Raw genomic sequence first — 22,053 nt, forward strand, 5'->3', positions numbered from 1 at the left:
GACACCATAGCCCACATCGGTTATCAGCGGGTCAAAGCCCGGCACACAGCTGGTGCGCAACCCTCGTAGGCGTTCAGCCGGCGCATCAGGTCACGGGCGTACGGCTTCGCGTGGTCCTCGGCGAAGACGTTGCGGTCCTCCCACGGCCGGTCGTAGCGGTAGAGCTCGTAGGCGTAGTCGGTGCCCTTCCAGGACTTGTCCAGGTCGAACCGGACCAGCAGACCCTGCGAGCCGCGCACCCCGATGTAGGACGGGATGATGTCGATGGTGCCGCCCGAGCCGTTGTCGAGGTCGACCTCGCCGGGATGCGACTTCGCATAGGTGTGCTCGAAGAAGGCGTATCGCCCACCCGGCAGCCGCGGCCGGCTCAGGGTCTCCGCGAACGAGGTCCCGGAGACGTAGGACGGGGTCGGAGCGCCGGCGATGTCGAGGAAGGTCGGCGCGAGGTCGATGTTGTTGACGAACTGGCTGCGCTTGCCCGGCACCACGTCCGGGCCGACGACGACCATGGGCACGCGGGTGTCGGAGTCGTACGGAGCGCCCTTGCCGCCGTTGAGCTGGTGCTGTCCCAGGTGGAAGCCGTTGTCGGAGGTCAGCACGATGTAGGTGTCATCCCCGGCAGCCTTCCGCACCTGGGTGATCATCCGGTCGATCGACTGCACCATCCGGGCGCGGTCGCGGTACTGGTTCAGCGCGGTCTCGTCGGTCAGCGACACCTTGTTGGTGCGCCAGGCGGGAGCCTGCGACGTACGTCCTCCGCGGCCGAGGTAGGTCGGCGCGTTGTCCCAGCGGTCGTCGCCGTAGCCGACCAGGTCCGTCAGGCTCAGGTCGGCGCACGCGACCCGGCCGCAATTGCCGCCCGCGGGGTCGCCGGCCGGCGCCTGGTCGGCGAACGCGGGCGGGAACCAGGTGTCCAGGCCCGGGTAGTGGTGGCCCAGGCGCGAGTGAGGCCCGTAGGCGGCGATCTCGAGGAAGTAGGGATTCTCGTCGTCGCGGTGCTTCTCGATGAAGGAGAGGGCGTAGTCACGGGTGACGTTGGTGGCGTAGCCCGCGTCCTTGCGCGCCACTCCGGCCGAGGTCGGCGGCCTCGGGTGGTTGCGGAGCTGCACCGCGCCGTTGCCGTCCAGGAAGGTGCTCTGGTAGCCCCAGCCGCCGTAGGCGCCGCCGAGGAGTGCGTTCCAGGAGTCCCAGCCAGGCACCTTGGGCGGCGGCACGCGCTTGCCGTCGGAGCCGACGGTGGCCTCGTAGGCGTTGATGTACTTCCCCACGAAACCGGTCGTGTAGCCGGCCTCCTGGAGCCCGATGCTGAACTGCTTCTCGACGTTGCCGTAGCGCTGGAACGCCGACCAGCCGCCGACCGGGTGCTCCGGGTCGTTCTGGGTGTTGGTGAGGACCTTGGTGTGGTGCGGGGTCTGCCCGGTGAGCAGCGCTGCGCGCGAGGGGCAGCAGAGCGAGTCGATGACGAAGGAGTTCTGGTACGTCGCGCCCTCGGCCGCCATCCTGGTCGCCTCCGGCATCGTGCGGAGCAGCTCCAGGGAGAAGTCGTCCATCAGGATCAGGACCATGTTGGGCCGCTCGTCGGTCGTCGCGGCCAGCTCCGCGGCTTCCTCGACCGGCGCGGCCGACGGGTCGGCGGCGGCAGAGCCGGCGGCCACCGTCTTCGGGCCGAGGACCAGGAGTCCGGCGATCAGGGCCACGACGGCCAGGAGTGCGGCGCCCAGCAGTGCGCTCCACTTCGGCTTCATCCCGAGACTCCTTTGTCTATTATGTAACTACACAATATCTGGTTCAGGTGAGATTAGTGCCTGATTTCCTGGCACGACAAAATCGGTCCGCGGAGCGGACCATCCCCGAGATGGTGTTGCTCAGTGCAGCTCGTGCGGCGGCGGCATCTTCAGCTGCCGCGAGCCCTTCGCTTCCTTCAGCGGCTTGCGGATGACCGTGACGCCACCCATCAGCGCCAGGCCCTTCACCCGCAGCACCGGACCGCCGGTCGGCTCGATCCCGCGCGGACCGACGTAGCCGCCCATGATCCCGACTCCCTGCATCACGACCTGGACATCGGGGCCGACGGTGATGTTGACCCCACCCATGATCGCGTTGGCGTAGATCACGGTCTCCTGCGCGGAGAACTGCGCCTGACGCATGTCGAGCTCGGCGCCGCCCATCAGGGCGATCACGTTGCCGGTCGCCGGCACCGTCCAGACCCCGCGACGGTCGACACCGCTCATGATCGCGACGTAGAGCTGGCTCTCGATCGGATTGGCTGCGAAGACGGCGGGGCTGCTCGCGTTGGCGGGCTTGGACACCGGAACCGGCGGCGCCGGGGTGCCCGCGGCCGGCAGGTCGACCGTGATCGGGACCAGGTCGGCGTACGTCTTGGCCTTGAAGGTCGCCTCGAGGCGGTCGTCGAGCTCGTCGATCTCCAGGCGGCCCTCGCCCGCGGCCTCGCGCAGGATGTCAGCCACCTTGTGGCGGTCGGCATCGCTGATCCGGAGGTTCGGATCAGGATTCTGGCCGCGGAATGGCTCGGGGGTCGTTCCCATGGGGCGAATGCTAGTGGGGGCTTCGAGACTGTGCCTCAACAATCCCCCTACACCATTCACTCCAGGCCGAGGTGCTGCTTCAGCGTGCGCCTCGGGCCGCGCGGACCTCGGCGCTTGACGGTCACGTCGCCGAGCACGGCGAGGCCCCGCACCCGCACCACCGGGGAGTCCGCGGTGAGCGCCTCGGGCACCTTCTCCGAGGGCTCCTTGAAGTCGCCGAGGACGCCGTTGCCCTCGACGATCACGTGCACGTTCGGCGGGACGGTGACCTTCACGCTGCCCAGGACGGAGGTCGCGTTGATGACCACCTCCCGCGCCGAGTAGTGCGCCTCCCGCAGGTCGATGTTGGCGTCGCCCAGCACCGCATTGACCGAGAACTGCTGGGGAACCACCCATACGCCCTTGCGCTCGACGTTGCTCAGGAACGCGCTGGCACTGTCGCTCGCCGCGCCCTCGCCGTAGACGACCGGCACCGCGGCCGATGGCGGTGAGACCGGCGCCTGCCCCGCGACCGGCAGGTCCTGCGTGATCGGCTCCAGGTCGGCGTACGTCTTGGCTTTGTAGGTCTCCTCGAGCCGCTCCTCCAGCTCGTCGATGTCCAGGCGGCCCTCGCCGGCAGCCTCGCGCAGGATGTCGGCCACGGCGTGGCGGTCGGCATCGCTGACACGCAGGTCGGCTCGGCGGGGCTGGCCGGGGTGCGGTTCAGGGAGTCCCATGGTCCTGAATGCTATCGGCGTACGTGTCGCCCGTCTCTCAGGTTCAACCCTGAGACTGAGCACTGACCGATTGGTGCGTACCCCAGTAAATGGTGGGTACTCCCGCGGCCGGGCGATCTCCTCCAGCATGGATGACGTGTCAGAAACCAATGGAAACTCGATCCCCTCGACCGACGTCAGCGTGCTCGGCCTCGGCGCGATGGGCAGCGCGCTGGCCACCGCGTTGCTCGACGCCGGTCGTTCCGTGACCGTCTGGAACCGTACGCCTGGCCGCGCCAAGGAGCTGGTGGCCCGCGGCGCCGGGGCCGCGGACTCGGTCCCGGCGGCGGTGCTGGCGAGCCCCGTGGTCATCGCCTGCCTGCTCGATCACTCCTCCGTCGAGGAGACCCTCGGCCTGGCCGCCGGCGAGCTGCGTGGTCGCACCCTGGTCAACGTCACGACCACGACGCCCAACGAGGCCCGTGCGCTCGCCTCCTGGGCGGCCGAGCACGGCATCGACTACCTCGACGGCGCCATCATGGCCGTGCCCGCCATGATCGGGTCCCGCGCGGGCCAGATCTTCTACAGCGGCTCACGGGCCGCGTACGACGCCCTGCTGCCGACGCTCGAGGTCTGGGCCACGAGCGAGTTCCACGGCGAGGACGCCGGCCGGGCGTCGCTGGTGGACCTGGCGATGCTGTCGGGGATGTACCAGATGTTCACGGGCTTCTTCCACGGTGCCGCGATGGCCGCCACCATGGGGATGAGCGCGGCGGACTTCGCCGCCCGGCAGGCTCTGTTCCTCGCCGCCATGACCGAGGAGCTCGCCGGCTACGCGGGGGTCATCGATGGCGGCGACTACTCCGTCCCTGGCCAGCAGAGCCTGGAGTTCTCCGACCTCTCGCACATCGTGCGAGCCAGCGAGGAGGAGGGGGTCGACCCCTCCCCCATCGCTGCCGTCCAGGCACTGATCAGCGAACAGATCGCTGCAGGGCACGGCTCGGAGGGACTCGCGAGGCTCTACGAGAGCCTGCGGTCGGACTCGTAGCAGGCGGGTCAGTCGGCGAGCGGGAGGTAGACCCGGCTCCCTGCGGCCGCGAACTCCTTCGACTTCTCCAGCATCCCCGCCTCGATCTCCTCGGGCGACGCGCCGTTCTCGCCGCCGAAGCGGTCGCGTACGTCCTGGCTGATCTTCATCGAGCAGAACTTCGGGCCGCACATGGAGCAGAAGTGGGCGGTCTTGGCGTTCTCCGCCGGCAGCGTCTCGTCGTGGAAGCTCTCCGCGGTGACGGGGTCCAGCGAGAGGGCGAACTGGTCACGCCAGCGGAACTCGAAGCGAGCCCTGGAGAGCGCGTCGTCGTGGTCGCGGGCGCCGGGGTGGCCCTTGGCGATGTCGGCGGCGTGGGCGGCGAGCTTGTAGGTGATCACGCCCGTCTTCACGTCGTCCCGGTCCGGCAGGCCGAGGTGCTCCTTGGGGGTGACGTAGCAGAGCATCGCGGTGCCGTGCATCGCGATCGTGGCCGCACCGATGGCACTCGTGATGTGGTCGTAGCCGGGCGCGATGTCGGTGGCGAGCGGCCCCAGCGTGTAGAACGGCGCGCCGTGGCACCACTCCTGCTGGAGTCGTACGTTCTCCTCCACGAGGTTGAGCGGGACGTGCCCGGGGCCTTCGACCATGACCTGTACGTCGTGCTCCCAGGCCCTCTCGGTGAGCTCGGCCAGCGTCCGCAGCTCGCTGAGCTGGGCCTCGTCGTTGGCGTCGGCGGTGGAGCCCGGGCGGAGTCCGTCGCCGAGCGAGAAGGCGACGTCGTACTGCTTGAAGATCTCGCAGAGCTCGTCGAAGTGGGTGTAGAGGAAGCTCTCCTGGTGGTGCGCGAGGCACCAGCCGGCCATGATCGAGCCGCCTCGGGAGACGATGCCGGTGACGCGGTTGGCGGTGAGCGGGACGTAGCGCAGGAGCACTCCGGCGTGGATCGTCATGTAGTCGACGCCCTGCTCGGCCTGCTCGATGACGGTGTCCCGGAACACCTCCCACGTGAGCTTGTCGGCCTCGCCGTTCACCTTCTCCAGGGCCTGGTAGATCGGCACGGTGCCGATCGGGACGGGTGAGTTGCGCAGGATCCACTCGCGGGTGGTGTGGATGTCGTCTCCGGTGCTCAGGTCCATCACCGTGTCCGCGCCCCAGGTGATCGCGTGGGTGAGCTTGTCGACCTCCTCCGCGATGCTGCTGGTGACCGCGGAGTTCCCGATGTTGGCGTTGATCTTCACCAGGAAGCGCTTCCCGATGATCATCGGCTCGGACTCGGGGTGGTTGACGTTGTTCGGGATGATCGCCCGGCCGGCCGCCACCTCCTCGCGGACCAGCTCGGGGTCGCAGCTCTCGCGCACCGCGACGTAGGCCATCTCCTTGGTGATGATGCCCTGGCGCGCGTAGTGCATCTGGGTCACGTTCTTGCCTCGGCGCGGCGGCCGGCGCTCGCCCTGCCACTCCTGGCGGGCCTCGCCGCGGCGTACGGCTGCTTTGCCGTTGTCCACCAGCTCGGTCCGGCGGCCCTCGTAGGTCTCGGTGTCGCCTCGCTCGACGATCCACTCGTCGCGGCGCGGCGGGAGACCCTGTTCCGGCTGCGAGCCGGGGCCCTCGGTGCAGTAGCGGTCGAAGGTCTCACCGTTGGTGAGCGCGACCCGGGTCACCGGGACCTTCAGGTCGCCGATCTCGAGGCGGGTGTGGGCGGGGTGGACGGTCATGCGATCTCCTTGGTGTGAGCGATCGGTCCTCGGCCACGGCCGAGGGTCCAGTGCTGGCTTCTGGTGAGCTGTCGGGTGACGTACGCGGCGGCCTGCTCCGCCGCTTCGCGCAGCGGGGCGCCGTGGGCGAGGTGGGCGGCCAGGGCCGAGCTGTAGGTGCAGCCCGTGCCGTGGTCGTTCTTCGTCGGGACGGCGGGATGGGTGAGCGGGATCGGGGGTCTCCCCGGCTCTGCGAGCCAGTCGGTGCATGTGCCGGTGGCTTCCGGGTCACCGCCGGTGACGATCACCGCCGACTTCGCATTTGCCAGCTCCGCGGCGATCCCCTCGGGCGATCCGTCGTGACCGGCCAGGGCCCGGGCCTCGTCGAGGTTGGGGGTGACGACGGTGGCGACGGGGAGCAGGTGGTCGAGGTAGGCGCGGCGTACGTCTTCACCGCCCAGCACCGCGCCGGAGGTGGCGACCAGGACGGGGTCGACGACGAGCGGCCGACCGGCGCAGAGCCGCGCGACGAGCGCGACCGCCTCGGCGCTGCCGAGCATGCCGGTCTTGACCGCCGCGACGGGGAGGTCGTCGAAGACTGCGCGGAGCTGGGCCTCGACCGTGGCGACCGGGATGGCGTGGATGTCGCTGACCCCGGTCGTGTCCTGGGCGGTGACGGCGGTGATCACGCAGGCTCCGTGGACCCCGAGCGCGGCGAAGGTGGCCAGATCGGCCGCCGTACCCGCCGCTCCCCCGGAGTCGGTGCCCGCGATGGTGAGCGCGACCGGTGGGTTCACGACGCCACCGCCGTCGTGCCGAGGGCCGCCAACAGGTCGCGTACGACCTCGGCCGGCTCCTCCGCGCGCATCACCGCGCCCATCACGGCCACTCCGTGGGCCCCGGCCGCCACCGCCGCCGCGGCGTTGTCCGGGGTGATCCCGCCCAGCGCGTACGTCGGCAGCGGCAGGTCGCAGAACGCGGCCGGCCCCAGCGGCGGCCCGTAGCCGGGCTTGGACTCGGTCAGCGCGTACGGGCTCAGCATCGCGTAGTCGAACCCCTCCGCGGCGGCCGTGGCGACCTCGGCGGGGCTGTGGCAGCTGCGGCCGCGGTGTAACACGCTGTGACACCGACTACAGCTCGCGGAGGCGGGCAGGTGCAGGCCCTCCGCTGCCGGCAGCGGGGTGTGGGCGGCGATGACGTTCAGGCCGAGTCCGGCGAGCAGCTCGGCCAGCTTGGCCCGATGCTCCAGGGGCTCGTCGAGCTCCCGGAGCACGACGTGGGTCAGGCCCGCCTCGGCGCACGCTGCCATCGTCGCGAACAGGCTGCGGCCGAGCGGCAGCTGGGAGCGGTCGGTGAGGACGAGCAGGCGCGGCAGTGCGGTCATGCGATCCGGCCCTCCATCGGAGACGACGCCCGGGCGACCGCCTGCCGCGGGATCCGGCCGGCGGCGCGGGCGGTGTGCCCGGCCTCGACCGCCAGGCGCAGCGCGCGAGCCATCCCGACCGGGTCGTCGGCGCGGGTCACCGCGGTGGCGGCTAGGACCGCTGAGCAGCCGAGCTCCATGGCCAGGGCCGCGTCCGAGGCCGTACCGACACCGGCGTCGAGCACGACGGGCACGGACACCGCGGCGACGACTGCCTCGATCGCGTACGGGTTCAGCAGCCCGAGCCCCGACCCGATCGGCGAGCCGAGCGGCATCACCGCCGCGCAGCCCGCGTCCTCGAGCCGGCGGGCGAGAACCGGGTCGTCGGTGGCGTACGGAAGGACCGTGAAGCCCTTGCGCACCAGCTGCTCGGCGGCCTCGACGAGCTCGACGGCATCGGGCATCAGCGAGGTCTCGTCGCCGATCACCTCCAGCTTGACCCAGTCCGTCTCAAGCGCCTCGCGGGCGAGCTCGGCGGTCAGCACCGCCTCGCGTGCCGAGAGGCAACCCGCGGTGTTGGGCAGGATCGGAACCTTCGCCGCGCGCAGCGTCTCCAGCAATCCGCCGGAGGCCGTCGAGGACGTACGCCGCATCGAGACCGTCACCAGACCCGGGTCGGCGGCGGCGATGACGTCGGGGAGCAGGGCCAGGTTGGGCAGGCCACCGGTGCCGAGGAAGAGGCGTGAGGAGAGCTCGCGCCCGGCGACCTTCAGGCTGCTCGTCGGTGGGTTGGTCATCCGCCCTGCACCGCCGTCACGATCTCGACGACATGTCCGTCCTGAAGTGGCCAACGCGCCCAGTCGTCGCGCGGCACGATCTCCTCGTCCACGGCGACGGCGATGCCGCTCGGCCGCCGGTCGCCGGTACGTGCCTCGAGCAGATCGGCAACGGTGCCGCTGACCTCCATCGGCTCGCTGTTCACGGTGATCTTCATCCGTCCTCCTTCATCCGGAACCGACGCGGATCGACCGCGGGCTCCACTGACCCTGTCTCGATGTGGTCGGCCACCAGCTGCGCGATGAGCGGCGCCAGCAGGACGCCGTTGCGGTAGGCGCCCGCGGCGAGCACGACTCCCGGCTCGTGGGTCGGGCCGACCAGCGGGAGGTTGTCGGCGGTGCCCGGGCGGTCGCGCGAGGTCGCCTCCACCACGCTCGCGCGGTCCAGCGCCGGCACCACCCGGCGGGCGGAGTCGAGCAGCCGCCACACGCCTTCGACGGTCGGCAGCAGCGGACCGTCGCGCTCCTCGGTGGTGGCCCCGATGACCACCTCGTCGCTGTCGATCCGCGGCACCACGTAGATCTGCTCGCCGTGCGCCCAGGCCCGCACCGTCCGCGCCACCGGCTCCTGCGTCCGCACCCGCACGACGTCCCCGCGCACCGGGCGGATGAGGGAGGAGTAGGGGTCGGGAAGCTGCGCGCCGGTCGCGATGACGGTGACCGTGTTGGTCTCGACACGCTCGCTGGCGCTCGCGGCTCGACCAGCGGATTCGTCGGTTGAGCCGCCGGAGCCGCTAGGCGGAGGCGTGTCGAAACCAACACGGTCCCCGACCCGTTCGAGCAGCGCGCGGACGACCGCACGCGGGTCGACCGAGTGGTCCTCGGCGAGGAAGGCCCCGCCGGCGACACGGCCGAGCCCGGGCTCGCGGGCGAGCAGCTCGCGACGTAGGAGCCTCTCGTAGGAGACCCCGGCGAGATCGAGCACCGAGAGCTGCCGCTCGACCTGCTGGACGTCCCCGGCGTCGAGGCCGACGAGCAGCGTCCCGCGGGTGTGTACGGGCACCCCGAGCCGAGCGGCGAACCCGGGCCAGAGTGCCAGCGACGACAGGCACAGCCGGGTCAGCGTCTCCTCGCCGTACCACGCCTCACCGGCCGGGCTGAGCATGCCGGCCGCGGCGTACGACGCCCCCGAGCCTGGCTCCGGATCGACCACGGCGACGTCGTGACCGCGACGGATCAGCTCGTCGGCCACGGACAGCCCGACGATCCCGGCACCGAGGATCCGTACCCGCATCAGCCGACGGCTTCCACGAGCTCCTTCGCGGCCTGGAGTGGGTCGGGTTGTCGCCAGAGTCCGCCGATCACGGCGACTCCGTGGGCTCCGGCGGCGCGGACGGCCCCGGCGGAAGTGGTCGAGATCCCGCCGATCGCGATCAGCGGCAGGACACCGGCGGCGGCCGTGACCGCGTCGACGCCCAGCGGGTCGGGGAGCCCGGCCTTGGAGGTGGTGGCGAAGACCGGTCCGAACCCGGCGTAGTCCGCGCCCGCCGCGGCAGCCGCCTCGACCGCGGCACGGTCCCGGCAGGTCGCGCCGATGATCAGCCCCGGAGCGACCGCGTCGGCGATTCGCCGGGCGTCGGCCAACGGCAGATCGGACGCGCCGAGATGGACGCCGTCGGCACCGGTGGCGAGCGCGACGTCGAGCCGGTCGTCGACGACGACGCACGCCTCGTACGCCGCGACGAGCTCGATGACGGACGCGGTGAGAACCACCAGCTCCCGTGTGGTCGCGCCCTTGTCGCGTACCTGGAAGCCGTCGACTCCTGCTGCGGCGAGCGCAGGCAGGAGCGTCAGGTCGTCGGTCGTGGACACGAGGCAGAGGAGCCGCGGTAGAGCAGGCAACACGTCAGGTCACTTCCTTCGCCGGCATGATCCGGATCAGGTACTACGGTCGGAGCGGCTCCAGCTCCCTCTCAGCCCGCTGCCGCGGACTCCCGTGTGGGTTGGGTCTCGATCACTGTAACGGAATCGTGGGCACCCGACGCAAGGGGTTCACCCGATCGTGGACGGCTGACCTCCGCGCTGTGCGAGCGGCTTGAGCTCACAGGCCTCCGCGAAGCCGTCGGACTCGATACCCAGGGCGATGTTGGTGCGGGTCGAGAAGTTGGCGAACCCGATGACCGCGGTCAGCTCGATCACCGCCGCCTCGCCGAGCTGCGCGACCAGGCCCGACACCATCTCGTCGGTGACGGTCGGCTCCGCCTGGCTCATCGCCTCGGCGTACGCCATCACGTCCCGCTCCAGCGGCGTGAAGACGTCGGACTCACGCCAGCGCGGCACCTCCCGGGCCTTGTCCATGTCGAGACCGCGGTTGTGCGCCTCGAAGTAGTTGTAGTCCAGGCACCAGCTGCACCCCACGGCCGAGGCGACGGCCATGTGGGCGAAGGACTTCAGCTGCTCGTCGCAGGCGTCCCACTTCTTCACCTTGGACCCGAGGCCGGACATGCCCATCAGCACGTTCTGGTTGTGCCAGTAGACGCCGACCGAGGACGGCACCTGGCCGAGCATCTTCTTGGCGAACCGCTTGATCAGCATTCCCTTGATGCCGGTGATCTCCGCGGGCGCGATTCGGGTGGCAGCCATTTCTCCTCCTGGTTCTCGGCCCCGCTCTCCGGGGCGCTCGACATCTAGACGGCGGACGCGCGCGATCTGTGACATCCCCGGCGGCGTACGATTCTCTTCCGTGGCTGACGTTGAGTTCCGGTACTCCGACCTCCTCCCGACCGGCAAGGACGACACTCCTTACCGCTTGATCACGAGCGAGGGGGTGGAAGAGATCGAGGTCGACGGGCGCAAGTTCCTCAAGGTCGACCCCGAGGCGATCCGCCGGCTGACCGCCGAGGCGATGAAGGACATCAACCAGTACCTCCGCCCGGCCCACCTCAAGCAGCTGCGGAAGATCATCGACGACCCCGAGGCCTCCGGGAACGACCGCTTCGTCGCGCTCGACCTGCTCAAGAACGTCAACATCTCCGCCGGCGGGATCCTGCCGATGTGCCAGGACACCGGCACCGCGATCGTGATGGGCAAGAAGTCCGAGGGTGTGCTGACCGGCACCGACGACGCCGAGACCGTCAGCCGCGGTGTCTTCGACGCCTACACCAAGCTCAACCTGCGCTACTCCCAGCTGGCACCGCTGACCACGTACGAGGAGAAGAACACCGGCTCCAACCTGCCCGCGCAGGTCGAGATCTACTCGACCACCGAGGGCGAGAACGGCCCGGAGTACAAGTTCCTCTTCATGGCGAAGGGCGGCGGCAGCGCCAACAAGTCGTTCCTGTTCCAGGAGACCAAGGCGATCCTCAACCCCGACCGGATCCTCACCTTCCTCGACGAGAAGATCCGCTCGCTCGGCACCGCCGCCTGCCCGCCGTACCACCTCGCCGTCGTCATCGGCGGGACCTCGGCGGAGTTCGCGCTCAAGACCGCGAAGTACGCGAGCGCGCACTACCTCGACAACCTCCCGACCGAGGGCTCGATGAGCGCCCACGGTTTCCGCGACACCGACCTCGAGGAGAAGGTCTTCGAGCTCACCCAGTCCTTCGGGATCGGGGCCCAGTTCGGCGGCAAGTACTTCTGCCATGACGTACGCGTCGTCCGGCTCCCCCGCCACGGCGCGTCCTGCCCGGTGGCGATCGCGGTCTCCTGCTCCGCCGACCGCCAGGCGCTGGGCAAGATCACCCGCGACGGAGTGTTCCTCGAGCAGCTCGAGACCGACCCGGCGCAGTACATGCCCGACGCCGGCATGGCCGAGGAGATCTCGGCCGGCGAGGTCGTTTCGATCGATCTGAACCAGCCCATGGACAAGATCCTGTCGACGCTGTCGCAGCACCCGGTCAAGACCCGCCTGTCGCTGTCCGGCCCGATGGTCGTGGCCCGCGACATCGCGCACGCCAAGATCAAGGAGCGCCTCGACGCCGGCGAGGAGATGCCGGACTACCTGAAGAACCACCCGGTCTACTACGCCGGGCCCGCCAAGACGCCCGAGGGCATGGCGAGCGGGTCCTTCGGGCCGACCACCGCCGGCCGGATGGACTCCTACGTCGAGCAGTTCCAGGCTGCCGGCGGCTCGATGGTCATGCTGGCCAAGGGCAACCGCTCCAAGGTCGTCGCCGAGGCGTGCGGGACCTACGGCGGCTTCTACCTCGGCTCCATCGGCGGTCCCGCCGCCCGGCTGGCTCAGGACTGCATCAAGTCGGTCGAGGTGCTCGAGTACCCCGAGCTCGGCATGGAGGCGGTCTGGAAGATCGAGGTCGAGAACTTCCCGGCCTTCATCGTCGTCGACGGCGAGGGCAACGACTTCTTCACCGACCCCTCCGGCACCACCACGGTGCCGCTGACCGGGATCCGGGTGCGCTCCAAGGAGCGCTGAGCGGGCGCCCACCCAATTCGCTGTCGCACTTCGTCTATCGGTCGTAGTATTCCTGCTATGCCCGATAGCGAGAGCACAACAGCGCTCACCGACCTCGCGCTCGACGTACGCGACCTGCGGGTGCGCTACGGCAGCAACGAGGTGCTCAAGGGCGTGACCTTCTCCGCCCGTCGCGGCGAGGTCGTCGCCCTGCTCGGTCCCAACGGCGCCGGCAAGACCACGACCATCGAGGTCCTCGAAGGATTCCGGATGCCGGCCTCGGGCGACGTCTCGGTGCTGGGTTCCGACCCGGCACGGGGCGACGAGCGGTGGCGAGCGCGGGTCGGCGTGGTGCTCCAGTCATGGCGGGACCACAGCCGCTGGCGGGTGCGCGACCTGCTCGACTACCACGCGCGGTTCTACGCGCCGTACGCCACCACTGAGGTCCCTCGCCCGTGGGACGTCGACGAGCTGCTCGCCGTCGTCGGCCTCACCGCCCACGCAGACCAGAGGGTGATGCGGCTCTCCGGCGGCCAGCGCCGCCGGGTCGACGTCGCGATCGGCATCGTCGGCCGTCCCGAACTGGTGTTCCTCGACGAGCCGACGGCCGGCTTCGACCCGCACGCGCGACGAGAGTTCCACGAGCTGGTGCACCGGCTCTCCGACTTCGAGAACACCACCGTGCTGCTGACCACTCACGACCTGGCCGAGGCGGAGAAGCTCGCCGACCGGATCCTCGTGCTCGACCGCGGCACGATCATCGCCGACGGCAGTCCCGACCAGCTGGCCCTCGACCTCGCGACCAAGGCGGAGGTCCGCTGGACCGCCGGAGGCGAGCGGCACGTGCACGCGGTCGAGGACCGCGACCCGACCGAGTTCGTACGCCGCCTGCTCGCGACCGACCCCGACGTGACCGAGCTCGAGGTGAAACGGGCCAACCTCGAGGACACCTACCTCGCGCTCGTCCAGCGGGTCGAGAGCGGCCTGGCCGAGGAGCACGAGAAGCTGGAGGCGCTGTCATGATCACCACCGGGACCACAGGCACGCGCGGCGTCGCCGTACGCGCCGGGCTGCACCGCGGCTGGCTGGAGACCAAGTATTCGCTGACCGACGTCGGCGACATCTTCTGGATGCTCCTGTTCCCGGTCAGCTTCACGGTGACGCTCTTGTTCATGCGCGGCAACACCGTGCCCGGCACCGACCTCGCCCTGGGTGCGATGGTGCTGCCGAGCCTGATCGGGATGTCGATCGCCTTCGGCGGCCTCGCGGGCCCGGCGATGCAGATCGCCACCGACCGTGAGGACGGCACGCTGCTGCGGGCCAAGGCGACGCCCGACGGGATGCTCGGCTACCTGATCGGCAAGATCTGGTTCTTCGGGCTGACCACGCTGGCCAGCCTGGTGCTGCTCGCGATCCCCGCGATGACGGTGATCGGCGACCTCCGGATCGACGGCCGCACGGCGCTGCTGCTCCCGGTCATCTTCGTCGTCGGCATGGTCGCGACCGTTCCGATCGGGTCGGCGCTCGGCTCGATCTTCAAGTCGAGCGCCCAGTCGATGCTGATCATGCTGGCCTCGATGCTGTTGATCGCGATCTCCGGCATCTTCTACCCGATCACCGCGATGCCCACCTGGCTGCAGTGGGTCGGGCAGATCTTCCCCTTCTACTGGCTCGGGCTCGGCACACGGTCCGCGATGATGCCCGCGGGGGCGGAGGCCGCGGAGATCGGAGACTCCTGGCGTACGGTCGAGATGTTCGGCGTCCTCGGCGTCTGGGCCGTGGTCGGCCTCGTGCTGGCACCGATCGTGCTCCGCCGGATGGCTCGCCGCCAGACTGGCTCCGCGATCGCGGCGGCGCGCGACAAGGTCATGTCCAGGGGCTACTGACCCGTGGCCAACGAATCGGACACCGTCTACAACCGGATCGCGATGCTACGCGCCGAGCGCGGCATCTCCCGTCGGGAGCTCGCCGATGCCCTCGGCGTCCACTACCAGACCGTGGGCTACTTGGAGCGGGGCGAATACAGCCCCTCGCTGCATCTTGCTCTGCGGATCGCCGCCTACTTCGACGTCGCCGTCGACGTCGTCTTCGCCATCGAGCCGTTCAAGCGTCTCGGCGACTGACCCCATTCCTTCCGGAGCAGCCGAAGACCGGACGTCCGCCGACGCTGAGCATTGGCGATGCGGGGCGACCGGCTAGGTTGATGGTCGCCGATCCCCGACGACGAGGAGACCCCCATGCAGTGCCCCATCGACGGTGCCACCCTGGTGATGAGCGAGCGCCAAGGCATCGAGATCGACTACTGCCCGCAGTGCCGTGGCGTGTGGCTGGACCGCGGCGAGATCGACAAGATCATCGAGCGGTCCGTCGGCGCCCCGCAGCCCGGCAGCTACCAGCAGCCCCGCCAGGAGCAGAAGCGCGACGAGCGACGCTATGAGAAGCGGGAGTACGAGCGGCGCGACTATGACGACGACGACCGCCGCCACGACAACCGCCGCGGCCACCACCGCGAGTCCTGGTTGGGTGACCTCTTCGGCTGATCCTGCTGGGCGCCGCGTACGCACCTGATGGTCCCTGCGGTGCACCGAGATTCGGTGTGCCGCAGGGGCTGGACGTACGCAGAGTCCCTAGACGTCGTTGTCGCGCCGGTTCTCGGGCGGCGCCTCACCAGGCCCGGACCCGTGCGTGTCCGGGCTGCCGGACTCGGAGTCGGGGTAGCCGGCAGTCGCGTCGGACGGCGCGATCGGAGTGCCACCCTCGCCTTCGAGGTTCTCGGCCGCGGAGACCTGGCCGCCCTCCTGGTCCTCCCCCGTCTCCTCGGTGTATTCGGGATCGTCGGGGCCCTCTGCTGGTAACGGTTGCTGGCTCATGTTCCGTGCGGTACCCCGTTGCCGGGCGAACCACTCCCGGCGCAGCAGCCCGAACACCCACGAGTCCGAGACGTCGCCGTTCACCACGCAGTCCTCGCGCAGCGTCCCCTCCAGCATGAAGCCGAGCTTCTCCAGCACCCGGGCAGAGGCGGCGTTGCGGGTGTCGGCCTCGGCCTGGACCCGGTTCAGGTCCAGGGTGTCGAAGGCCCAGTCCAGGAGCGCGCCCGCGGCCTCGGTCGCGATGCCCTGACCCCAGCCGGCCCGGGCGAGGCAGTAGCCCAGCGAGGCGCTGCGGAAGTCGGGATTCCAGGAGTTCAGGGTGCACCAGCCGGCGAAGGTGGAGTCGCGCTCGATGACCAGCCGCGCCCCGCTCCCCTCCTCGGCCATCGCATGGCTTCGGGCGATGAACTGCTCGGCACGCGCCCGCTCGGTCCAGGGCGGCGAGTCCCAGTAGCGCAGGACGTACGCGTCGCTCTGGAGGGCGAACAGCGGCTCGGCATCGGCGGCGGCGAACGGCCGCAGCCGCAACCGCTCGGTCGTCAACGTCGGGGTGGACAGCGGCACCCGGCCATCTTGTCAGCGACCGGGTGCCCTCGGGAAACGGGTTTCTGCGACCTTTGCGGCGTCACCCGATGATGCGGTCCGCGCGGGCCGACTCCTCGTGGGCCGCCTCGACCGCCTTGGCCGCCTCGTGCTCCGCCTGCTCGATCGCCTCGCGAGGCGAGGGAACCGGCGGCGTACGTCCTGCGTCGTGGCCGTTGTCCGACCCCTTCGCCGACTGCATAGAGGAGGCGTTGTCGGCGAAGGCGCCGGTGACCGTACGCATCGCCTCGGTGAGCTCGCCGGGGATGACCCAGAACGAGTTGCCGTGCGACGCGAGCGAGGGCAGCATCTCGAGGTACTTGTAGGCCAGGACCTTGGGGTCGGCGTCGTTGGCGTGGACCGCCTGGAAGACCCGCTCCAACGCCGTGGCCTCACCCTCGGCCTCGAGGATCCGGGCCTGCTGGTTGCCCTCCGCCTCCAGGATGGACTTCTGCCGGGTGCCCTCGGCCTCGAGGATCAGCGAGGCCCGCTTGCCCTCCGCGTGCAGGATGGCGGCGCGCTTGTCCCGCTCGGCGCGCATCTGCTTCTCCATCGCCTCCTTGATCGAGGCCGGCGGGTCGATCGCCTTGATCTCGACCCGGTTGACCCGGATCCCCCACTTCCCGGTGGCGTCGTCGAGCACCTCACGCAGCCGCGCGTTGATCGTCTCGCGCGAGGTCAGGGTGCGCTCCAGGTCCATCGAGCCGATGAGGTTTCGCAGCGTGGTGACGGTGAGCTGGTCGATCGCCTGCAGGTAGTTCGCGACCTCGTAGGCCGCCGCCCGCGGGTCGGTGATCTGGTAGTAGAGCACCGTGTCGATGTTGACCACCAGGTTGTCCTCGGTGATCACCGGACGCGGGTTGGAGGAGTAGACGGTCTCGCGTACGTCCAGCTTGGTGTTGACCCGGTCCACGAGCGGGATCACGAAGTTCAGCCCTGGCTGGAGCGTGATCCGGTAGCGCCCGAAGCGCTCGATGTTGTAGCGCCGGGCCTGCGGCACGATCCGCACCGTCGAGGCGACCGCCCCCACCACAAGCGCGACCATGACCAGAACGATCAGCAGAAGTTCCATCTCGTACGCCCTCCTCTAAGGGGACAGCGACAGCGGGTCGCGCGGATGCACGAGCGCCGTCGCGCCTTCGATCTCGAGCACGTCGACCCGGCATCCGACCGGGATGACCAGGTCCTCGTCGTAGGGGCGGGCGGTCCATTCCTCGCCCGCGAGCCGGACCAGCCCGTGGGCGTAGCTCACCTCCGCGAGGACGACCGCCTGACGGCCGACCAGCGCGTCGGTGCCATCACGCACCGGCGGCGGCAGGGCCATGTGACGGCGTGCGATCGGCCGCACCAGCAGCACGCTGCCGCCGCCCGCGAGCGCGAAGACCAGCATCTGCACCAGCACGGGCGCGCCCAAGGCGGCGCTGCCCGCGGCAAGGAGCGCCCCGCCGGCGACGAAAGCGAACGCCAGCGTCATCGTGAACGCCTCGGCAACTCCGAGCAGTACCGCGACGATGATCCAGAAGAACGACCACATAAGCCCACCAGACTCGGTTCCTCACCAGGGTACTCCCGGTGTGGTGGTGATCACATGGGGTCAGCGAGAGTTGTTTCGCCCATTCAGCATCGGCAGGCCGGCCCACAGCGAGACGAACAGGACCAGGACACCCACCGCGGCGACGACCCCGGCTCCGAAGGAGAGGACGACGTCGAAGACGAGCAGCACGACCAGCGCCGAGGTGACCGCGAATCCTGCCAGTCCGGCGCGGGCACAGGCGTGCGAGGCCGTGACCAGCCACGGCCGCTGGCGGCGCCTGAACAGGATCCGGTGGAAGGAGACCGGGGCGATGATCAGGGAAGTGGTGATGACCGAGCCGACCAGCACCACGAGGTAGATCGTCTGCTGGTGGTCGGCCAGGTCCGGAAAGCGGGGCGAGAACGGGACGGTCAGCAGGAAGCCGGTCAGGATCTGCACGCCGGTCTGCAGCACCCGCAGCTCTTGGAGGAGCTCGTTCCAGTTCCGGGTGATCCGCTCGGCCGGGTCCTCGTCCGGACCACCGCCCTCGATCTCACCGGGGTGAAAGCTGCTCGCGGCCATCAGAACACCGGCCGTCCCCCAGTCACCCCGAGAACGGTGCCGGAGACGTAGGACGCCTCGGCCGGAGAGGCCAGGAACACGAACGCGGGCGCGACCTCGGCCGGCTGACCGGCGCGCCCCAGCGGCGTGTTCGCCCCGAACTTCTGCACCTTCTCCGGCGCCTGCGTCGCCGGCTGCAGCGGGGTCCAGATCGGCCCCGGGGCCACTGCGTTCACCCGGACCCCGTCGGGCCCGAGCTCGGCGGCGAGGTTGACGGTGAAGTTGTTGATGGCCGCCTTCGTCGCGGCGTAGTCGAGCAGGCTGGTCGAAGGTTCGTACGCCTGGATCGAGGCATTGTTGATGACGCAGCCGTTGCTCTTCCGCAGGTGCGGGACGGCTGCGCGGGTCAGCCAGAGGAGGGCGTACAGGTTCGTCTTGAACGTCCGGTCGATCCGCTCGTCGTCCATGTCCGTCAGACCCTTGTCGCGGGCGAACTGGTAACCGGCGTTGTTGACCAGGATGTCGAGGCCGCCGAGCTCCTGCACGGTGCGTTCGACGACCTCGTCGCACGCCTCACGCTCGCGCAGGTCGATCGGGATGGCCAGCGGCGTACGTCCGGCCTCCTCGACCAGCTTCGAGGTCTCCTGGGCGTCCGGCTCCTCCTCCGGGAGGTAGGTGAAGGCCACGTCGGCCCCCTCACGGGCGTACGCGATGGCGACCGCGCGGCCGATGCCGGAGTCGGCACCGGTGATGAGCGCGACCTTGCCATCGAGGCGGCCGTGGCCCTGGTAGCTGGACTCGCCGTGGTCGGGCAGCGGGTCCATCTCCCCGGTGAGCCCGGGAGGTTCCTGCTGCTGGGCTGGGAACTGGGTGTCGTCATCGCTCATGACGGACCCGGTACCCACATCGGACACAATGGAACCGTGAGTGGGACTGAATCGGTGATCGTCGACGGTGGGCTGGCGCTACGGCATCGAGCGGACGGCCACCTGGAGCTGCGGGCCAACGGGATCTTCGTGATGGACACCCGGGAGACCTCGACGGAGAAGGCGCTGGCCACGCACGCCCTCGAGCTGCACCCGGCGCCGAAGCACGTGCTCATCGGTGGTCTCGGGCTCGGCTTCACCCTCGAGGCCGTACTGACCGATCCACGGGTCGAGGCGGTCACGGTCGTCGAGATCGAGCCGCGCCTGGTCGAGTGGATGCGGACCGGCCGGATCCCCCACGGCCCCGACCTGCTGAGGGACGAGCGCGTCCACATCGAGGTGGCCGACGTGGCCGTGGTCCTGCGGGAGAGCCGGCCCGAGGCGTACGACGTCGTGCTGCTGGACGTCGACAACGGCCCCGGCTACCTGGTTCACGACGCCAACGGAGCGCTCTACGAGGCGCCCGCGCTGGCGGATGCGCGGCGGGCGACGGCCGCGGGTGGCACCGTGGTGGTGTGGTCGGCGGCGAAGGCTCCGGCGCTGCTGGAGGTGATGGCGCAGGTCTTCGACGAGGCCGAGGCGCTCTCCTACCCGGTCGACCTGCAGGGGCACTCCGAGACCTACTGGCTCTATGTGGGCCGGCTCTCGGCCGACGGGGTCTCGCGCGGGAATGGCACCAACTAGTCAAAGGTTGAATCAGACATGGACGACATGAGCTTTCGCATCGAGCACGACTCCATGGGAGAGGTCCGGGTCCCGAAGGACGCGCTGTGGCGCGCCCAGACCCAGCGGGCCGTGGAGAACTTCCCCATCTCGGGCACGCCCATCGAGCCGGCGCTGATCCACGCGATCGGTCATGTGAAGGCGGCCGCCGCCAAGGCCAACTTCGACCTCGGCGTCCTGCCCGGCGACAAGGCCGAGGCGATCATCGCCGCCGCGGGCGAGGTCTCCGAGGGCCGCCACGACGACGCGTTCCCGATCGACGTCTTCCAGACCGGCTCCGGCACCTCCTCCAACATGAACGCCAACGAGGTGATCGCGTCGCTGGCGGCTCGGGCGGGCCGGGACGTACATCCCAACGACCACGTCAACGCCTCCCAGTCCTCCAACGACACCTTCCCGACCGCGATCCACGTCGCGGCCGCCGTCGCCGTCACCGAGCAGCTGCTGCCCGCGATCGACGTCCTGGCCGGCTCGCTCGAGGCGAAGGCCGAGAAGTTCTCCGGCCTGGTGAAGTCGGGACGTACGCACCTGATGGACGCCACCCCCGTCACCCTCGGCCAGGAGTTCGGAGGGTACGCAGCCACCGTCCGCTACGCGGCCGAGCGGCTCGAGTCGGTGCTCCCGAGGGTGCGCGAGCTGGCGCTGGGCGGCACCGCGGTCGGGACCGGCATCAACACGCCCGCCGGGTTCCCGCAGGCCGTGATCGCCGACCTCTCCAACCGCACCGGCCAGCCGTTCACCGAGGCCCGCAACCACTTCGAGGCCCAGGGCACCCGCGACTCGCTCGTCGAGCTCTCCGGCGTCCTGAAGACGCTCGCGGTCGGCCTGATCAAGATCAACAACGACCTGCGCTGGATGTCGTCCGGCCCCACCACCGGCCTGGCCGAGATCCACCTGCCCGACCTCCAGCCGGGCTCCTCGATCATGCCCGGCAAGGTCAACCCGGTCGTGCCGGAGGCCACCTTGATGGTCGCCTTCCAGGTGATCGGCAACGACGCCGCGGTGACCGCCGCCGGTGCCTCGGGCGCCTTCGAGCTCAACGTCGCGATGCCGGTGATGGCCCGCAACATCCTGGAGTCGATCCGCCTGCTCTCCACCTCGATGACCGTCCTGGCCGAGCGCACCGTCGACGGGATCGTCCCCGTCCCTGAGCGCCTCCGCGCCTACGCCGAGTCCTCCCCCTCGATCGTCACCCCGCTCAACAAGTACATCGGCTACGAGGCCGCCGCCAAGGTCGCCAAGCAGGCCCTCGCCGAAGGCGCCACGATCAAGGACACCGTCATCAAGCTCGGCTACGTCGCCGACGGCACCCTCACCGAGGCCCAGCTGGACGAAGCGCTCGACGTCGAGTCGATGACCCACCCCTGACCCGCCGAGTCGGCTCATCCTGACCAAAAACATCGCCGAGTCGGCGCGTTAGAACGCGCCGACTCGGCGAGATTTCACGTCAGGACGAGCCGACTCGGCCGCCGGGCCAACAGATTCGGCCTAGTACCAGCCGACGGACTGGGAGTGGCTCCAGGCGCCGCAGGGGGAGCCATAGCGGTCGTTGATGTAGCCGAGGCCCCACTCGATCTGGGTGGCGGGGTTGGTCTCCCAGTCGTCGCCGGCGGAGGCCATCTTGGAGCCGGGGAGGGCCTGCGGGATGCCGTAGGCGCTGGAGGAGGGGTTGGCAGCGGTCGGGTTCCAGCCCGACTCCTTCTCCCAGAGCGGCTCGAGGCAGGAGAACTGGTCCATCCCCCAGCCGAAGTCGCCGAGCATCGACTTGGCGATGTCCTTGGGGTTGCGCAGATCGATCTCGATCTCTTCGACGCCGGCGATGGCCCGTACGTCGTTGCCGGCCGACAGGGCGGCCTGCTTGCCGGGGTCGGCGACCTCGCGGCGGTCACCGGCCGAACGCGACAGGGAGGTCTCGTTGCCGCGGGCGGCGGACTCGGCCTCGATCGCGGCGCGCTGGGCGTCGGTGAGCTCGGGGATGTCGGCGGCTGCCGACTCACCCGCGCTGAGCGTCGGGTCGTCGGTGGCGGGGCCGGTGTAGGCCACCCCGCCTGCGACTGCGGCGCCGGTCCCGCCGAGGGCGAGGACGGAGAGGAGGAGGGTTGTCTTGGCGGTCGTACGCGCAGCCTTGTGCGGAACGTCGACAAGCGGATTCGCTGGCGCACCGCGATGTCGCGGGGCACGATGAACAGGCTTGGTCACGGGCTCTCATTCGGGGGCTGAGGCATTACAGACCCGCAAACAATGCATGAGCACCAACCTCGTATCAAACCGGACGCACCGTTTGTAGGTCAGAAATGACCGTCCTGAGCATCACTTCCGTAACACGAGTCACAGAAATCACAACGGCCCCAGACCTTACAGGT

The 22,053-nt window shown here is 69.8% G+C and carries 25 protein-coding genes and 1 riboswitch; of the genes, 8 read left to right on the forward strand and 17 right to left on the reverse strand.

The window, feature by feature from the left end; translation table 11 throughout:
• Positions 1 to 23 precede the first annotated feature (23 nt).
• From ABTX24_RS06440 to ABTX24_RS06450, 3 genes are all read right to left on the reverse strand, one after another.
• Positions 24 to 1,745, reverse strand: a complete 1,722-nt coding sequence (locus ABTX24_RS06440) for a sulfatase-like hydrolase/transferase (protein ID WP_350838241.1) — start codon at positions 1,743 to 1,745, stop codon at positions 24 to 26.
• A gap of 120 nt (positions 1,746 to 1,865) precedes the next feature.
• Positions 1,866 to 2,546 carry a DUF1707 SHOCT-like domain-containing protein gene (locus tag ABTX24_RS06445; protein WP_350838243.1) on the reverse strand — a complete coding sequence of 227 codons (681 nt, stop codon included), beginning with the start codon at positions 2,544 to 2,546 and terminating at the stop codon, positions 1,866 to 1,868.
• Positions 2,547 to 2,602: 56 nt separating this feature from the next.
• On the reverse strand, positions 2,603 to 3,262 hold the full coding sequence (locus tag ABTX24_RS06450; RefSeq protein WP_350714657.1) for a DUF1707 SHOCT-like domain-containing protein: 660 nt from the start codon (positions 3,260 to 3,262) through the stop codon (positions 2,603 to 2,605).
• Between the two features lie 127 nt (positions 3,263 to 3,389).
• Here ABTX24_RS06450 and ABTX24_RS06455 point away from each other — a divergent pair, with 127 nt between their 5' ends.
• Entirely contained in the window at positions 3,390 to 4,289 is a 900-nt protein-coding gene (locus ABTX24_RS06455) for an NAD(P)-dependent oxidoreductase (protein ID WP_350838245.1), read from the forward strand.
• Between the two features lie 8 nt (positions 4,290 to 4,297).
• Here the strand turns inward: ABTX24_RS06455 and thiC are convergent, their stop codons facing one another.
• The 8 genes from thiC to ABTX24_RS06495 form a co-directional block, all read right to left on the reverse strand.
• Positions 4,298 to 5,986: a phosphomethylpyrimidine synthase ThiC gene (gene thiC / locus ABTX24_RS06460; RefSeq protein WP_350838247.1), complete on the reverse strand. Its 1,689-nt coding sequence runs from the start codon at positions 5,984 to 5,986 to the stop codon at positions 4,298 to 4,300.
• Positions 5,983 to 6,762 (reverse strand): bifunctional hydroxymethylpyrimidine kinase/phosphomethylpyrimidine kinase, encoded by a 780-nt coding sequence (gene thiD / locus ABTX24_RS06465; protein ID WP_350838249.1) that lies wholly within the window; start codon positions 6,760 to 6,762, stop codon positions 5,983 to 5,985. The genes thiC and thiD overlap by 4 nt, the downstream gene beginning before the upstream one ends.
• Entirely contained in the window at positions 6,759 to 7,349 is a 591-nt protein-coding gene (locus tag ABTX24_RS06470) for a thiamine phosphate synthase (RefSeq protein ID WP_350838251.1), read from the reverse strand. The genes thiD and ABTX24_RS06470 overlap by 4 nt, the downstream gene beginning before the upstream one ends.
• A complete protein-coding gene (locus tag ABTX24_RS06475; protein WP_350838253.1) occupies positions 7,346 to 8,125 on the reverse strand; it encodes a thiazole synthase in 780 nt (259 codons plus the stop codon). Before ABTX24_RS06475 ends, ABTX24_RS06470 begins: the two co-directional genes overlap by 4 nt.
• A complete protein-coding gene (gene thiS, locus ABTX24_RS06480; protein WP_160024886.1) occupies positions 8,122 to 8,322 on the reverse strand; it encodes a sulfur carrier protein ThiS in 201 nt (66 codons plus the stop codon). The genes ABTX24_RS06475 and thiS overlap by 4 nt, the downstream gene beginning before the upstream one ends.
• Positions 8,319 to 9,398: a glycine oxidase ThiO gene (thiO, locus tag ABTX24_RS06485; protein WP_350838255.1), complete on the reverse strand. Its 1,080-nt coding sequence runs from the start codon at positions 9,396 to 9,398 to the stop codon at positions 8,319 to 8,321. Before thiO ends, thiS begins: the two co-directional genes overlap by 4 nt.
• On the reverse strand, positions 9,398 to 9,976 hold the full coding sequence (gene thiE, locus ABTX24_RS06490; protein ID WP_350838257.1) for a thiamine phosphate synthase: 579 nt from the start codon (positions 9,974 to 9,976) through the stop codon (positions 9,398 to 9,400). Before thiE ends, thiO begins: the two co-directional genes overlap by 1 nt.
• A gap of 26 nt (positions 9,977 to 10,002) precedes the next feature.
• A riboswitch (TPP riboswitch) is annotated at positions 10,003 to 10,112 on the reverse strand.
• 44 nt (positions 10,113 to 10,156) lie between these two features.
• The gene (locus tag ABTX24_RS06495) at positions 10,157 to 10,747 is read right to left on the reverse strand and encodes a carboxymuconolactone decarboxylase family protein (RefSeq protein WP_350838259.1); all 591 of its coding nucleotides are present in this window, start codon (positions 10,745 to 10,747) and stop codon (positions 10,157 to 10,159) included.
• 100 nt (positions 10,748 to 10,847) lie between these two features.
• Between ABTX24_RS06495 and ABTX24_RS06500 the strand changes: the two genes are divergently transcribed.
• From ABTX24_RS06500 to ABTX24_RS06520, 5 genes are all read left to right on the forward strand, one after another.
• Positions 10,848 to 12,536 (forward strand): fumarate hydratase, encoded by a 1,689-nt coding sequence (locus tag ABTX24_RS06500; protein ID WP_350838261.1) that lies wholly within the window; start codon positions 10,848 to 10,850, stop codon positions 12,534 to 12,536.
• 57 nt (positions 12,537 to 12,593) lie between these two features.
• Positions 12,594 to 13,538: an ABC transporter ATP-binding protein gene (locus ABTX24_RS06505; protein WP_350838263.1), complete on the forward strand. Its 945-nt coding sequence runs from the start codon at positions 12,594 to 12,596 to the stop codon at positions 13,536 to 13,538.
• Positions 13,535 to 14,401: an ABC transporter permease gene (locus tag ABTX24_RS06510; protein ID WP_160024892.1), complete on the forward strand. Its 867-nt coding sequence runs from the start codon at positions 13,535 to 13,537 to the stop codon at positions 14,399 to 14,401. The genes ABTX24_RS06505 and ABTX24_RS06510 overlap by 4 nt, the downstream gene beginning before the upstream one ends.
• Positions 14,402 to 14,404: 3 nt before the next feature.
• A complete protein-coding gene (locus ABTX24_RS06515) occupies positions 14,405 to 14,638 on the forward strand; it encodes a helix-turn-helix transcriptional regulator (RefSeq protein ID WP_292648302.1) in 234 nt (77 codons plus the stop codon).
• 114 nt (positions 14,639 to 14,752) lie between these two features.
• The gene (locus ABTX24_RS06520; protein WP_350714639.1) at positions 14,753 to 15,055 is read left to right on the forward strand and encodes a TFIIB-type zinc ribbon-containing protein; all 303 of its coding nucleotides are present in this window, start codon (positions 14,753 to 14,755) and stop codon (positions 15,053 to 15,055) included.
• An 87-nt stretch (positions 15,056 to 15,142) separates the two neighbouring features.
• Here ABTX24_RS06520 and ABTX24_RS06525 read toward each other — a convergent pair whose 3' ends face one another.
• The 5 genes from ABTX24_RS06525 to ABTX24_RS06545 form a co-directional block, all read right to left on the reverse strand.
• Positions 15,143 to 15,949, reverse strand: a complete 807-nt coding sequence (locus ABTX24_RS06525; RefSeq protein ID WP_350838265.1) for a GNAT family N-acetyltransferase — start codon at positions 15,947 to 15,949, stop codon at positions 15,143 to 15,145.
• 61 nt (positions 15,950 to 16,010) lie between these two features.
• Positions 16,011 to 17,039, reverse strand: a complete 1,029-nt coding sequence (locus tag ABTX24_RS06530) for an SPFH domain-containing protein (RefSeq protein WP_160024896.1) — start codon at positions 17,037 to 17,039, stop codon at positions 16,011 to 16,013.
• A gap of 15 nt (positions 17,040 to 17,054) precedes the next feature.
• Positions 17,055 to 17,501 (reverse strand): NfeD family protein, encoded by a 447-nt coding sequence (locus tag ABTX24_RS06535; protein WP_350838267.1) that lies wholly within the window; start codon positions 17,499 to 17,501, stop codon positions 17,055 to 17,057.
• A 60-nt stretch (positions 17,502 to 17,561) separates the two neighbouring features.
• Positions 17,562 to 18,062 carry a DUF6328 family protein gene (locus ABTX24_RS06540; RefSeq protein ID WP_350838269.1) on the reverse strand — a complete coding sequence of 167 codons (501 nt, stop codon included), beginning with the start codon at positions 18,060 to 18,062 and terminating at the stop codon, positions 17,562 to 17,564.
• Complete coding sequence (locus tag ABTX24_RS06545; protein WP_350714631.1) at positions 18,062 to 18,928, reverse strand: glucose 1-dehydrogenase; 867 nt, start codon at positions 18,926 to 18,928, stop codon at positions 18,062 to 18,064. Before ABTX24_RS06545 ends, ABTX24_RS06540 begins: the two co-directional genes overlap by 1 nt.
• A gap of 36 nt (positions 18,929 to 18,964) precedes the next feature.
• On the opposite strand from ABTX24_RS06545, the gene ABTX24_RS06550 reads away from it, so the two are divergent.
• Both ABTX24_RS06550 and ABTX24_RS06555 read left to right on the forward strand, forming a co-directional pair.
• Positions 18,965 to 19,651, forward strand: a complete 687-nt coding sequence (locus tag ABTX24_RS06550; RefSeq protein ID WP_350838271.1) for a spermidine synthase — start codon at positions 18,965 to 18,967, stop codon at positions 19,649 to 19,651.
• A gap of 18 nt (positions 19,652 to 19,669) precedes the next feature.
• Entirely contained in the window at positions 19,670 to 21,058 is a 1,389-nt protein-coding gene (locus ABTX24_RS06555; RefSeq protein ID WP_350838273.1) for a class II fumarate hydratase, read from the forward strand.
• 120 nt (positions 21,059 to 21,178) lie between these two features.
• Here ABTX24_RS06555 and ABTX24_RS06560 read toward each other — a convergent pair whose 3' ends face one another.
• Positions 21,179 to 21,889: an aggregation-promoting factor C-terminal-like domain-containing protein gene (locus tag ABTX24_RS06560; protein WP_160024902.1), complete on the reverse strand. Its 711-nt coding sequence runs from the start codon at positions 21,887 to 21,889 to the stop codon at positions 21,179 to 21,181.
• Positions 21,890 to 22,053: the final 164 nt, after the last annotated feature.

Source organism: Nocardioides sp. NPDC127514, assembly GCF_040302125.1.
In the GTDB taxonomy this organism is placed as follows: Bacteria; Actinomycetota; Actinomycetes; order Propionibacteriales; family Nocardioidaceae; genus Nocardioides.

Coding starts and splice junctions, on each gene's coding strand:
- ABTX24_RS06530 (WP_160024896.1), bottom strand. CDS start 17,039: ATGGAACTTCTGCTGATCGTTCTGGTCATGGTCGCGCTTGTGGTGGGG.
- ABTX24_RS06475 (WP_350838253.1), bottom strand. CDS start 8,125: ATGACCAACCCACCGACGAGCAGCCTGAAGGTCGCCGGGCGCGAGCTC.
- ABTX24_RS06450 (WP_350714657.1), bottom strand. CDS start 3,262: ATGGGACTCCCTGAACCGCACCCCGGCCAGCCCCGCCGAGCCGACCTG.
- ABTX24_RS06455 (WP_350838245.1), top strand. CDS start 3,390: ATGGATGACGTGTCAGAAACCAATGGAAACTCGATCCCCTCGACCGAC.
- ABTX24_RS06535 (WP_350838267.1), bottom strand. CDS start 17,501: ATGTGGTCGTTCTTCTGGATCATCGTCGCGGTACTGCTCGGAGTTGCC.
- ABTX24_RS06470 (WP_350838251.1), bottom strand. CDS start 7,349: ATGACCGCACTGCCGCGCCTGCTCGTCCTCACCGACCGCTCCCAGCTG.
- ABTX24_RS06495 (WP_350838259.1), bottom strand. CDS start 10,747: ATGGCTGCCACCCGAATCGCGCCCGCGGAGATCACCGGCATCAAGGGA.
- ABTX24_RS06545 (WP_350714631.1), bottom strand. CDS start 18,928: ATGAGCGATGACGACACCCAGTTCCCAGCCCAGCAGCAGGAACCTCCC.
- thiC (WP_350838247.1), bottom strand. CDS start 5,986: ATGACCGTCCACCCCGCCCACACCCGCCTCGAGATCGGCGACCTGAAG.
- ABTX24_RS06445 (WP_350838243.1), bottom strand. CDS start 2,546: ATGGGAACGACCCCCGAGCCATTCCGCGGCCAGAATCCTGATCCGAAC.
- ABTX24_RS06540 (WP_350838269.1), bottom strand. CDS start 18,062: ATGGCCGCGAGCAGCTTTCACCCCGGTGAGATCGAGGGCGGTGGTCCG.
- ABTX24_RS06505 (WP_350838263.1), top strand. CDS start 12,594: ATGCCCGATAGCGAGAGCACAACAGCGCTCACCGACCTCGCGCTCGAC.
- ABTX24_RS06510 (WP_160024892.1), top strand. CDS start 13,535: ATGATCACCACCGGGACCACAGGCACGCGCGGCGTCGCCGTACGCGCC.
- thiO (WP_350838255.1), bottom strand. CDS start 9,398: ATGCGGGTACGGATCCTCGGTGCCGGGATCGTCGGGCTGTCCGTGGCC.
- thiS (WP_160024886.1), bottom strand. CDS start 8,322: ATGAAGATCACCGTGAACAGCGAGCCGATGGAGGTCAGCGGCACCGTT.
- ABTX24_RS06555 (WP_350838273.1), top strand. CDS start 19,670: ATGGACGACATGAGCTTTCGCATCGAGCACGACTCCATGGGAGAGGTC.
- ABTX24_RS06520 (WP_350714639.1), top strand. CDS start 14,753: ATGCAGTGCCCCATCGACGGTGCCACCCTGGTGATGAGCGAGCGCCAA.
- ABTX24_RS06440 (WP_350838241.1), bottom strand. CDS start 1,745: ATGAAGCCGAAGTGGAGCGCACTGCTGGGCGCCGCACTCCTGGCCGTC.